At 66.9% G+C, this 12,057-nt stretch carries 7 protein-coding genes; 3 read left to right on the top strand and 4 right to left on the bottom strand.

Annotated features, from left to right (window positions below):
- Nucleotides 1-7: 7 nt before the first annotated feature.
- On the bottom strand, nt 8-415 hold the full coding sequence (locus tag CXG43_RS09550) for a cytochrome c (RefSeq protein ID WP_101099754.1): 408 nt from the start codon (nt 413-415) through the stop codon (nt 8-10).
- Nucleotides 416-618: 203 nt separating this feature from the next.
- Between CXG43_RS09550 and CXG43_RS09555 the strand changes: the two genes are divergently transcribed.
- Genes CXG43_RS09555 through CXG43_RS09565 form a run of 3 tightly spaced genes read left to right on the top strand, consistent with a single transcriptional unit; the run spans nt 619 to nt 8,380 of the window.
- Nucleotides 619-1,773: an efflux RND transporter periplasmic adaptor subunit gene (locus tag CXG43_RS09555; RefSeq protein ID WP_101099755.1), complete on the top strand. Its 1,155-nt coding sequence runs from the start codon at nt 619-621 to the stop codon at nt 1,771-1,773.
- The gene (locus CXG43_RS09560; RefSeq protein WP_198551392.1) at nt 1,770-5,303 is read left to right on the top strand and encodes an efflux RND transporter permease subunit; all 3,534 of its coding nucleotides are present in this window, start codon (nt 1,770-1,772) and stop codon (nt 5,301-5,303) included. The genes CXG43_RS09555 and CXG43_RS09560 overlap by 4 nt, the downstream gene beginning before the upstream one ends.
- Entirely contained in the window at nt 5,300-8,380 is a 3,081-nt protein-coding gene (locus CXG43_RS09565) for an efflux RND transporter permease subunit (protein ID WP_101099756.1), read from the top strand. The genes CXG43_RS09560 and CXG43_RS09565 overlap by 4 nt, the downstream gene beginning before the upstream one ends.
- Before the next feature lie 466 nt (nt 8,381-8,846).
- Here CXG43_RS09565 and CXG43_RS09570 read toward each other — a convergent pair whose 3' ends face one another.
- Genes CXG43_RS09570 through CXG43_RS09580 form a run of 3 tightly spaced genes read right to left on the bottom strand, consistent with a single transcriptional unit; the run spans nt 8,847 to nt 11,542 of the window.
- Nucleotides 8,847-10,097 (bottom strand): TraB/GumN family protein, encoded by a 1,251-nt coding sequence (locus tag CXG43_RS09570; RefSeq protein ID WP_101099757.1) that lies wholly within the window; start codon nt 10,095-10,097, stop codon nt 8,847-8,849.
- A 4-nt stretch (nt 10,098-10,101) separates the two neighbouring features.
- Nucleotides 10,102-10,632 (bottom strand): GNAT family N-acetyltransferase, encoded by a 531-nt coding sequence (locus tag CXG43_RS09575; RefSeq protein ID WP_101099758.1) that lies wholly within the window; start codon nt 10,630-10,632, stop codon nt 10,102-10,104.
- A gap of 22 nt (nt 10,633-10,654) precedes the next feature.
- Nucleotides 10,655-11,542 carry a carbon-nitrogen hydrolase gene (locus CXG43_RS09580; protein WP_101099759.1) on the bottom strand — a complete coding sequence of 296 codons (888 nt, stop codon included), beginning with the start codon at nt 11,540-11,542 and terminating at the stop codon, nt 10,655-10,657.
- Between the last annotated feature and the right edge of the window lie 515 nt (nt 11,543-12,057).

Here is a 12,057-nt window from a genome sequence, read left to right on the forward strand (position 1 = left end):
GCGTGCCTTACTTGACGGTGGACAGGTAAACAGCGAGATCGGCGATCTCCTGTTCGCTGAAACTCATCGACTGCGCCTGCATGGTCGGATGACGACGCTTGCCATGGCGGTACTCGGTGAGGGCCTGCAGCAGGTACTGCTCGCTCTGCCCGCCGATCTTCGGCACGCGGTAGCTGGGATAGGCGTTCTTGTAACCGGTGATGCCGTGGCAGCCCTGGCAGGTGTATGCCAGGACCCGGCCGTTGTCGAAATTGCCGGTGAGGGCGGCGGCCGGCGCCGGTGCCTGCGGGGCCGGAAGCGGCGCTGGAGCGCCAGGGGCGGACGGAGGTGAAGCGGGTGCAGGAGCGGCCACGGCGGCCCCGAAGGGCAGGAGGACGGCCAGAGCAAGACAAGCGGCGAGCGGCTGCGGGCGCATGATGTCGTTTCCGGGCTACGGGTCTGGTCGTTCCGGCGTGGGGTACGGAACGGCCCGAGTATAGCGGCTCGTTTCATGTTGCTGAAATGGGGGCAGCCCGACCGGCGGCGTGAAGTCACCGTGACCTTTGGGATATGGTGTACCCGTGAGGTGGTGCATTACTTTGCTACCACACCTGTTCACGCATCCCCAGGGACCCGACGATGTCACGCCATGCCTTCCTGCCCGCCGGCCGCAGCGGAATCTGTGCCGCCGCGCTGCTCATCTCCACCACGCTGCTGATGTCCGGCTGCGCGGGTGGCCCCAACAACGAAGCCAAGGCTGCGGACGGCAAGGACGGCAAGTCCGAAGAAAAGAAGGTCGAGGCGGTACCGGTGGAGGTGGCGGTGGCCAGCCATCGCGGCGTGGCCGCCAGCTACACCGGCACCGCCGCACTGGAGCCGCGCGCCGAATCGCAGGTGGTGGCCAAGAGCTCCGGCGTGGCGCTGGCGGTACTGGTGGAAGAAGGCCAGCAGGTGCGTGCCGGACAGCCGCTGGTGCGCCTGGACCCGGACCGCGCGCGGCTGGCGGTGGCGCAGAGTGAAGCGGTGATGCGCAAGCTGGAAAACAACTACCAGCGCGCCAACCGCCTGGTGGGCCAGCAGATGGTCAGCGCCGCAGACGTGGACCAGTTGCGTTACGACGTGGAGAACGCCCGCGCGCAGTACCGGCTGGCCGCGCTGGAACTCTCCTACACCACGGTCACCGCACCGATCTCCGGGGTGATCGCTTCGCGTTCGATCAAGACCGGCAACTTCGTGCAGATCAACACCCCGATCTTCCGCATCGTCGACAATTCGCGGCTGGAAGCAACGCTCAACGTGCCCGAGCGCGAGCTGGCCACGCTGCGTGCCGGCCAGCCGGTCACCCTGCTGGCCGACGCACTGCCCGGCAAAAGCTTCACCGGCCAGGTCGACCGCATCTCGCCGGTCGTGGATTCCGGCAGCGGCACGTTCCGCGTGGTGAGCACCTTCGACGGCGGCGCGCAGTCGCTGCAGCCGGGCATGTTCGGCCGCATCCGCATCGATTACGACCAGCGCGCCGATGCGCTGGTGGTGCCGCGCCTGGCGCTGCTGGACGACGGTGAGCCGGCCGTGTTCCGCGTGCGCGCCGGCAAGGTCGCGCGCGTACCGGTGACGCTGGGCTACGCCGAGGGCGCCTGGGTGGAAGTGCGCGAGGGCCTTGCCGCAGGCGACCAGGTGGTCACCGCCGGCAAGGTCGCACTGCGCGATGGCACCGCGGTGCAGGTGATCGTCCCGGCCGATCCCAAGCAGGTGGCCAAGGCCACGCCGGCTGCCAAGGCAGGGAGCGCCCTATGACATCGGCCGGTGACGACCACGGTCGCGACCCGCACCCGGGTCACGGCCCCGGCAGCATGGGCGGAGGCCTGGTGGAGTTCGCAACGCGCCGCCGCGTGACCATCGCCATGTGCACGGTCACCCTGATCCTGTTCGGGCTGATTGCCCTGAACAGCCTGAAGGTCAACCTGCTGCCGGACCTGAGCTATCCCACCCTGACCGTGCGCACCGAGTACACCGGCGCGGCACCGTCTGAAATCGAAACCCTGATCTCCGAGCCGGTGGAAGAGGCGGTCGGGGTGGTCAAGAACCTGCGCAAGCTGAAGTCGATCTCGCGCACCGGCCAGAGCGATGTAGTGCTGGAGTTCGCCTGGGGCACCAACATGGACCAGGCCAGCCTGGAGGTGCGCGACAAGATGGAAGCGCTGAACCTGCCGCTGGAGGCCAAGGCCCCGGTGCTGCTGCGCTTCAATCCGTCCACCGAACCGATCATGCGCCTGGTGATTTCCAGCAAGGACGCGCCGGCCACCGACGCCGAGGCGATCCGTGAACTCACCGGCCTGCGCCGCTATGCCGACGAAGACCTGAAGAAGAAGCTGGAGCCGGTCACCGGCGTGGCCGCAGTGAAGGTCGGCGGTGGCCTGGAAGATGAAATCCAGGTGGACATCGACCAGCAGAAGCTGGCACAGCTGAACCTGCCGATCGACACCGTCATCCAGCGCCTGAAAGAGGAGAACATCAACATCTCCGGCGGGCGCCTGGAAGAGGGTTCGCAGCGTTTCCTGGTGCGCACCGTCAACCAGTTCGCCGACCTGGAAGAGATCCGAAACCTGTTGATCACCACCCAGTCCTCCAACGGCAGCGCAGCCGATTCGGCGATGGCGCAGATGTTCGCCATTGCCGCGGCAACCGGCTCGGACGCGGCGATGTCGGCCGCATCGGCGGCGCAGAGTGCATCGGGCGGAAATTCCAGCGTGGTGGCCAATGGCGTGCCGGTGCGGCTGAAGGACGTCGCCAGCGTGCGCCAGGGGTACAAGGAACGCGAGGCGATCATCCGGTTGGGCGGCAAGGAAGCGGTCGAGCTGGCGATCTACAAGGAGGGCGACGCGAACACCGTAGCCACCGCCGAGGCCCTGCGCGCGCGGCTGGAGCAGATCAAGACCACCTTCCCATCCGATGCCGAGCTCACCACCGTCGAAGACCAGTCGCGCTTCATCGAGCACGCGATCAGCGACGTCAAGAAGGATGCGGTGATCGGTGGCCTGCTGGCCATCCTGATCATCTTCCTGTTCCTGCGCGATGGCTGGAGCACCTTCGTCATCAGCCTGTCGCTGCCGGTGTCGATCATCGCCACGTTCTTCTTCATGGGCCAGCTGGGCCTGAGCTTGAACGTGATGTCGCTGGGCGGCCTGGCACTGGCCACCGGCCTGGTGGTGGATGATTCCATCGTGGTGCTGGAAAGCATCGCCAAGGCGCGCGAACGCGGGCTGGGCGTGTTGCAGGCAGCCATCGCGGGTACGCGGGAAGTGAGCATGGCGGTGGTGGCGTCCACCCTGACCACCATCGCGGTGTTCCTGCCGCTGGTGTTCGTCGATGGTATCGCCGGCCAACTGTTCCGTGACCAGGCACTGACCGTGGCGATCGCCATCGCGATCTCGCTGCTGGTGTCGATGACCCTGATTCCGATGCTGAGTTCGTTGAAGGGGCGCCCGCCGCTGGCCTTCCCGGAAGAACCGGCTGGCGAAGCCTGGCATCCGCAGAACCGCTGGTTGAAGCCGGTGGCCGGTGGCCGTCGCGGCTTCGTGGCGGGCATCCGCTGGAGCTTCTTCGGCGCGGCCTGGCTGGTGGTGCGGGTGTGGCGCGGCATCGTGGCGGTAGTCGGCCCGGTGATGCGCAAGGCCAGCGACATGGCGATGAAGCCCTATGGCGGCGCCGAACGCGGCTACCTGCGCCTGCTGCCCAGCGCACTGGCTCATCCGGGCAAAGTGCTGGGGCTGGCGGCACTGGCCTTCGTGGCGACCATGGCACTGGTGCCGATGCTCGGCGCAGACCTGATCCCGCAGCTGGCGCAGGACCGCTTCGAGATGACCGTGAAGCTGCCGGCCGGCACGCCGCTGAAGCAGACCGATGCGCTGGTGCGCGAACTGCAGCTGGCGCATGGCGACGGCAAGCAGGCGGCCGGTGAAGGCATCGCCTCGCTGTACGGTGTCAGTGGCGCGGGCACCCGGCTGGATGCCAGCCCGACCGAAAGCGGGGAGAACATCGGCAAGCTGACCGTGGTGATGGAAGGTGGCGGCGATGCACGCAGCGAAGCGGCCATCACCGAACGCCTGCGCGGCACCATGGCCTCGCATCCGGGCGTGCAGGTGGACTTCGCACGACCGGCCTTGTTCAGCTTCTCCACGCCGCTGGAAATCGAGCTGCGCGGGCAGGACATGGCCTCGCTGGAGCAGGCCGGGCAGCGGCTGGCGGCGATGCTGCGCAACAACGCGCACTACGCCGACGTCAAATCCACGGTGGAAGAAGGCTTCCCGGAGATCCAGATCCGCTTCGACCAGGAACGCGCCGGTGCGCTGGGCCTGACCACCCGCCAGATCGCCGATGTGGTGGTCAAGAAAGTGCGCGGCGACGTGGCCACCCGCTACAGCTTCCGCGACCGCAAGATCGACGTGCTGGTGCGTGCGCAGCAGGGCGACCGGGCCAGCGTGGACAGCATCCGCCGGCTGATCGTCAACCCGGGCAGCACCCGCCCGGTGACCCTGGATGCGGTGGCCGAAGTGGTCGCTACCACCGGCCCCAGCGAGATCCATCGTGCCGACCAGACGCGGGTGGCGGTGGTATCGGCCAACCTGCGCGACATCGACCTGGGCGGTGCCATGCGCGAAGTGCAGGCGATGGTGGCCGAACAACCATTGGGCGCTGCGGTGGGCATGCACATCGGCGGACAGGGCGAAGAACTCGCCGAGTCGGCGCGATCGCTGATCTTCGCCTTCGGGCTGGCGATCTTCCTGGTCTACCTGGTGATGGCCTCGCAGTTCGAATCACTGCTGCATCCGTTCGTGATCCTGTTCACCATCCCGCTGGCCCTGGTCGGGGCGGTGCTGGCACTGCTGCTGAGCGGCAAGCCGATCTCGGTGGTGGTGTTCATCGGCTTGATCCTGCTGGTGGGGCTGGTGACCAAGAACGCGATCATCCTGATCGACAAGGTCAACCAGCTGCGCGAGGCCGGCGTGGCCAAGCACGAGGCGCTGGTGGAGGGCGCACGTTCGCGCTTGCGTCCGATCATCATGACCACGCTGTGCACGCTGTTCGGCTTCCTGCCGCTGGCGGTGGCGATGGGCGAGGGCGCCGAAGTGCGCGCGCCGATGGCGATCACCGTGATTGGCGGCCTGCTGGTATCCACCCTGCTGACGCTGCTGGTGATCCCGGTGGTGTATGACCTGATGGACCGCAAGGGCGATGCCTACTACCGTGAGCGCGGGCGCAAGCTGGCCCACGACGCGGGCTTGGATGCGCCCAAGGCCGGGCAGGGCCGGGAGGAGCCGGCATGAGCATCGCCGAGTTCTCCATCCGTCGCCCGGTCACCACCATCATGTGTTTCGTGTCACTGGTGGTGGTGGGCCTGATCGCCTCGTTCCGGCTGCCGCTGGAGGCGCTGCCGGACATCACTGCACCCTTCCTGTTCGTGCAGATTCCGTACACCGGTTCCACCCCGGAAGAGGTGGAACGCACTTTGATCCGCCCGGTGGAAGAAAGCCTGGCGACGATGACCGGGATCAAACGGATGCGCTCGTCGGCCACCTCCGAAGGGGCCAACATCTTCATCGAGTTCAGTGACTGGGACCGCGACATCGCCATCGCCGCATCCGATGCACGCGAGCGCATCGATGCCATCCGCACCGACCTGCCCGACGACCTGCAGCGCTACAACGTGTTCAAGTGGTCCAGCAGTGACGAGCCGGTGCTGAAGGTACGCCTGGCCAGCGATACCGACCTGACCGGCGCGTACGACATGCTGGACCGTGAGTTCAAGCGGCGCATCGAACGCATCCCCGGGGTGGCGCGGGTCAACATCTCCGGCGCACCGCCGAACGAGGTCGAGATCGCCATCGACCCCAACCGGCTGAACGCGCACGGCCTGAGCATCAACGAACTCAGCGAGCGCCTGCGCACGCTGAATTTCTCGCTGTCGGCCGGGCAGATCGACGACAACGGCCAGCGCGTGCGCGTGCAGCCGGTGGGCGAGATCACCGACCTGCAGGAGATGCGCGACCTGGTGATCAACGCCAAGGGACTGCGGCTGGGCGACATCGCCGAGGTGCGGCTGAAGCCGACCCGCATGAGCTATGGGCGTCGCCTGGACGGCAACCCGGCGATCGGCCTGGACATCTTCAAGGAGCGCAGCGCCAACCTAGTGGAAGTCTCGCGCGCTGCGCTGGCCGAAGTGGAGGCGATCCGCGCGCAGCCGAGCATGCGCGATGTGCAGATCAAGGTCATCGACAACCAGGGCAAGACGGTGACGTCCTCGCTGCTGGAGCTGGCCGAAGCCGGTGCGGTCGGCCTGATCCTGTCGGTGACGGTGCTGTTCTTCTTCCTGCGCCACTGGCCGTCCACGCTGATGGTGACCCTGGCCATCCCGATCTGCTTCATCATCACCCTGGGCTTCATGTACTTCGTCGGGGTGACGCTGAACATCCTGACCATGATGGGCCTGCTGCTGGCGGTGGGCATGCTGGTGGACAACGCCGTGGTGGTGGTGGAGAGCATCTACCAGGAACGCGAGCGGATGCCCGACCAGCCGCGGCTGGCCTCGATCATCGGCACCCGCAACGTGGCCATCGCACTCAGCGCCGGCACCCTGTGCCACTGCATCGTGTTCATCCCGAACCTGTTCGGTGAGACCAACAACATCAGCATCTTCATGTCGCAGATCGCGATCACCATCTCGGTGTCCCTGCTGGCGTCCTGGCTGGTGGCGGTGAGCCTGATCCCGATGCTGTCCGCGCGCATGGACACCCCGAAGCTGCTGCATTCGAAGACCGGCGTCATCGCGCGCCTGCAGGGCCGCTATGCCGTGCTGCTGGACTGGACCCTGCGCCACCGTGGCTGGAGCCTGCTGGGCATCCTGCTGGTGGTGCTGGTCAGCCTGGTGCCGATGAAGCTGACCAAGGTGGACATGTTCGGCGGCGAAGGCGGCAAGGACGTGTTCATCGGCTACATGTGGAAGAGTGCCTACACCTACCGGCAGATGTCCGACGAAGTGAAGCGCGTGGAAGACTGGCTGGACGCCAACCGCGAGCGCCTGCACATAGCGCAGGTGTATTCCTGGTACAGCGAAGACGAGGGCAGTTCCACCATCGTGACCCTGGACGAGGCGCACGCCGGCGGCCTCAAGGCGATCCAGGAAGAACTGCGCAAGGGCCTGCCGAAATCCGCGCGTGCCGATTACTTCGTTGGCAACCAGGGCGGCGATTCCGGTGGCAGCAACAGCGGCGTGCAGGTGCAGCTGGTCGGCGACTCCAGTTCGATGCTGCAGGAGATCGGCGAGGAAGTCCTGCCGCTGCTGGCGCAGCGCAAGGAACTGCGCGACGTGCGCATCGACAACGGCGAGAAGGGCAGCGAACTGGCGATCAAGGTCGACCGTGAGCGCGCGGCCGCGTTCGGCTTCAACGCCGAACAGGTGGCCAGTTTCGTCGGTCTGGCGCTGCGGGGCGCGCCGATGCGCGAGTTCCGCCGCGGCGACAACGAAGTGCCGGTGTGGGTACGTTTCGCCGGCGCCGAACAGAGTACGCCGGAGGACCTGGATGGCTTCAGCGTGCGCACCGGCGATGGCCGCACCGTCCCGCTGCTGAGCCTGGTTTCGGTGGAGATCCTGTCCTCGGCCACGCAGATCGGCCGCACCAACCGGCAGACCACGCTGACCATCAAGGCCAACCTGGCTGACAAGGTCACCGCCCCGGATGGGCGCAAGGCGATCGAGGCGGTGCTCAAACCGATGAACTTCCCGGCCGGCTACAGCTTCAGTTTCGACGGTGGCGACTTCGGCAACGATGACGAAGCGATGCAGCAGATGCTGTTCAACCTGGTGATCGCGCTGCTGATGATCTACGTGGTGATGGCCGCGGTGTTCGAATCGCTGCTGTTCCCGGCGGCGATCATGAGCGGGGTGCTGTTCTCGATCTTCGGCGTGTTCTGGTTGTTCTGGCTGACCGGCACTTCGTTCGGCATCATGTCCTTCATCGGCATCCTGGTGCTGATGGGCGTTGTGGTGAACAACGGCATCGTCATGATCGAGCACATCAACAACCTGCGCCGGCGTGGCATGGCCCGCACCCAGGCGCTGGTGGAAGGCTCACGCGAACGACTGCGCCCGATCATGATGACGATGGGCACGGCGATCCTGGCGATGGTGCCGATTTCGTTGACCGACACGCAGATGTTCGGCGACGGCCCGCCGTACTACCCGATGGCGCGCGCGATTGCCGGCGGCCTGGCGTTCTCCACGGTGGTCAGCCTGCTGTTCCTGCCGACCATCTACGCGGTGCTGGATGATGCACGCAGTGCGGCGACGCGGCTGATCCGCAGGGCCCGCGGCCGGGGTGTGGAAGCCCCGGTGGTGGGGGCCTGAACCGCTGAATCGGTAGCGCCGAGCCATGCTCGGCGGGATGTCCGGGCGAGAAGCCCGCTGCGCTCGCCGACCATGGGTCGGCGCTACCACTACGGTGGTCAGCCTGCTCTTCCTGCCGACCGTCTACGCGGTACCGTCCGCAAGGCCCGCGGCCGGGGTGTGGACGCCCCGGTGGTGGGGGCCTGAACCGCGGAATCGGTAGCGCCGAGCCATGCTCGGCGGGATGTCCGGGCGGGACGCCCGCTGCGCTCGCCGACCATGGGTCGGCGCTACCACCGCGGTGGTCAGCCTGCTGTTCCTGCGAACCGTCTACGCGGTGCTGTCCGCAGGGCCCGCGGTCGGGGTGTGGACGCCCGGGTGGTGGGGGCCTGAACCGCGGAATCGGTAGCGCCGAGCCATGCTCGGCGGGATGTCCGGGCGGGAAGCCCGCTGCGCTCGCCGAGCATGGGCCGGCGCTACCGCATCTTCATCCGGCGACCTTGCCCCACACCTGGAAGCCGGTCAGCCACAGGCCCAGCATGCTGCCGAGGTTGGTCAGCATGAAGGTCAGCACCACGCGGGTGACGCGGTTGCGGTACCAGCCCTTCAGGCTCTGCGCATCGTCGCGCAGCTTGAGGAAATCCTCGTAGGCCGGTTTGCGCAGGCGCGCTTCCACCAGCGCGGCGAAGGCGCCGGTGGGAATGCTCAGGCGGAACGGCTTGAACGGGGCCACCACGATCGCGGTGAGGATGCTCAACGGGTGGCTGCCGGCCAACAGGCAGCCCAGGCCCGCCAGGCCACCGGTGTACATCGCCCAGGTGAGCAGCAGTTCGCCACCCACCCCCAACCCGCCGCGGTAGAAGCCCACGCCGATGCCGGTCGCCACGATCGCCAGGATGGCCAGCGTGAACCACGGAATGTTGCGCTTCTTCGCCACTTCTTCCAGCTGCGCACGCAGCGGCACCGGCGGCTCATTGTCGGTTTCCAGATACGTGGCCAGGCCGGCCAGATGGCCGGCGCCGACCACCGCCAGCACCTCGCGCTGGGCCGGCTCGGTGCCCTGCAGCGCACGTTCCTCGCGCAGGCGGGTGGCCATGTAGCGGTCGCGCTCGCCGATGATGGCGCCATACAGTGCGGGGCTTTCCTTGGCGAACTCGCCGAAGCTGGACTCCAGCATGTCGCCCTGCTTGAGCTTTTCGATTTCGTCCGTGCCGACCTCGTCGGAGGAGAACAGACCGGCGGCCAGGCCGGTCATCAGCTTGATCTTGCCGAAGAAGCCCAGCTGCGCCGAAGCGCGCTTGAAGGTCAGCCCGACCTCGCGGTCGATCAGGTGCACCGGCAGGCCCTGCTCCCGGGCCAGCAGCACCGCGCGCTTCAGTTCGGCGCCCGGTTCGATGCCCAGCTGTTCGGCCAGGCGCCGCTGGTAGGCCGACAGCGCAAGGTTGGCGGCGAACAACGCCACGCGACCCTTGCGGATCACCTCCACCAGGTCCAGCTTGGCCAGCGTGTCCGGCTCGGTCAGCGCCTGCAGGCGCTGCGGATCTAGTTCCACCGCGACCGCATCGAAGCGGCCGCTGTGGATGGCCTTCTCCACCGCTTCCACGCTGGCGTGCGACACGTGCGCGGTGCCCAGAAGGGTATAGCGCACGCCATCGCGTTCGACGGTGCGCACCGGTTGGCCGGCGAACAGCGCATCGTCTGCAGTCCCGTCGATGGACAGGGGGGGAGTGTCAGTCATGCATTTACTCGTTTGTTGGGGCGCTGTCGGCGCCGTCGCCCAGTGCACGCTGCATCTGCACGGTGTCCAGCCAGCGGCCGTGCTTGCGGCCCAGGCCCTGGAACACGCCGACCAGATGGAAGCCGAAGCGCTCGTGCAGCTTGATGGAGGCGGTATTGGTGGGTTCGCCGATGACCGCGACCATCTGCCGGTAGCCGCGCGCGGTGCAGGCATCGATCAGCGCCTGCAGCAGCGTGGTGCCGACGCGCTGGCCCTGGAAGCGCGCATCGACGTAGACCGAATTTTCCACCGTCCACTGGTAGGCCACGCGGGTGCGGTAGGTATTGGCGTAGGCATAGCCAGCGACCTCGCCGTCGACTTCGGCGACGAGGTACGGGAAGCCGCGGGCGACGATGTCCTGCATCCGCCGCAGCATCTCTGCCGCGTCCGGGATGTCGTACTCGTAGGTGTTGACGAAGTCGGTCACTTCCACCGCGTAGATCGCGGTGATCGCGGTGATGTCAGCCTCGCTGGCATCACGGATAAGCACGGCCATGGGCGCAGGTTCCGGCAGGGAATCAGTCGATGTAGCGCTTCAGCAGGTCGCCGTAGGCGTCGATGCGGCGGTCGCGCAGGAACGGCCAGATGCGCCGCACGTGTTCGCTGCGCTGCAGGTCGACCTCGCAGACCAGGACGGATTCTTCGCCACCGGCCTCGGCGATGAATTCGCCCTGCGGACCCAGCACGTGGCTGTTGCCCCAGAACTGGATGCCCGATGCGCCCATCGGCGAGGGCTCGTGGCCGACGCGGTTGCAGCTCAGCACCGGCACGCCATTGGCCACGGCATGGCCGCGGTGGCTGAGTATCCAGGCATCGCGCTGGCGGTTCTTTTCATCCTGCTGGTCGTCCGGATCCCAGCCGATGGCGGTGGGGTAGAGCAGCAGTTCGGCGCCGGCCAGCGCCATCAGGCGCGCCGCTTCCGGATACCACTGATCCCAGCAGACCAGCACGCCGAGGCGGCCGACGGAGGTGTCGATCGGGGTGAAACCGAGGTCGCCCGGGGTGAAATAGAACTTTTCGTAGAAGCCCGGGTCATCCGGGATATGCATCTTGCGGTACTTGCCGAGCAGGCTGCCGTCCTTTTCGAACACCACGGCGGTGTTGTGGTACAGGCCGGCGGCACGGCGTTCGAACAGCGAGGCGACGATGACCACGCCATGCTGTCTGGCCAGCTTGCCGATGCGTTCGGTGCTGGGGCCGGGGATCGGCTCGGCCAGGTCGAATTCGTCGACGTTCTCGTGCTGGCAGAAGTACGCGCCGTTATGCAGTTCCTGCAGCAGGATCAGCTTGGCACCCTGTGCGGCCGCTTCAGCGACGCGGGATTCGATCACGCCGAGGTTGGCGGCGGCATCACCGTGGTTGCGCTCCTGGATCAGGGCGACGGTAAGGGGCTGGCGGGGGCTCATCCGGAAGCGTTCCTGCGGGGGAAAACACTCATGTTAACGCGGATGGCGGAGGGTGGCGTGGCGGTGGCTGAATGATCGGTTTTTCTGGCCTGCGGCCGGCAGAAGCGCGAGCGGAAGCGCAAGCAACGGCGATAGCAACAGCACTGCTGCATTGGACCAGGCGGGGCCGGAGGGGCTGCTGGGAACCGCCGTGAATACGTCCCGGTAGGCTCGCCATCCGCATCCATGCGGATGAGCGTTCCCAGCACCCCTCCCGCCCCACCTCCGACGGGTCCACGGCGGCCAAGGGGCCTTCGGTAGCGCCGACCCATGGTCGGCGGATGGTGAGGGGAATGGGGTCTGAGGACTCCGCCGACCATGGGTCGGCGCTACCGCTTTTCCTTTTTCTTACGTGGCTGGCGGCCCACGGAACGTGTCCGAGGGTCGGGCGGTGGGGCTGCTGGCTCTTATACCCATCTGACGCTGCCGACCATCTTACACGTTGAGGTCTCTGTTGTCGGCGCTGCTGCACATAC

Origin of the sequence: Stenotrophomonas sp. Bg11-02 (assembly GCF_002836635.1) — a bacterium.
In the GTDB taxonomy this organism is placed as follows: Bacteria; Pseudomonadota; Gammaproteobacteria; order Xanthomonadales; family Xanthomonadaceae; genus Stenotrophomonas; species Stenotrophomonas lacuserhaii.

What these genes read in the sequence shown, in the direction of transcription:
- CXG43_RS09550 (WP_101099754.1), bottom strand. Translation starts at nt 415, where the DNA reads ATGCGCCCGCAGCCGCTCGCCGCTTGTCTTGCTCTGGCCGTCCTCCTG.
- CXG43_RS09555 (WP_101099755.1), top strand. Translation starts at nt 619, where the DNA reads ATGTCACGCCATGCCTTCCTGCCCGCCGGCCGCAGCGGAATCTGTGCC.
- CXG43_RS09560 (WP_198551392.1), top strand. Translation starts at nt 1,770, where the DNA reads ATGACATCGGCCGGTGACGACCACGGTCGCGACCCGCACCCGGGTCAC.
- CXG43_RS09565 (WP_101099756.1), top strand. Translation starts at nt 5,300, where the DNA reads ATGAGCATCGCCGAGTTCTCCATCCGTCGCCCGGTCACCACCATCATG.
- CXG43_RS09570 (WP_101099757.1), bottom strand. Translation starts at nt 10,097, where the DNA reads ATGACTGACACTCCCCCCCTGTCCATCGACGGGACTGCAGACGATGCG.
- CXG43_RS09575 (WP_101099758.1), bottom strand. Translation starts at nt 10,632, where the DNA reads ATGGCCGTGCTTATCCGTGATGCCAGCGAGGCTGACATCACCGCGATC.
- CXG43_RS09580 (WP_101099759.1), bottom strand. Translation starts at nt 11,542, where the DNA reads ATGAGCCCCCGCCAGCCCCTTACCGTCGCCCTGATCCAGGAGCGCAAC.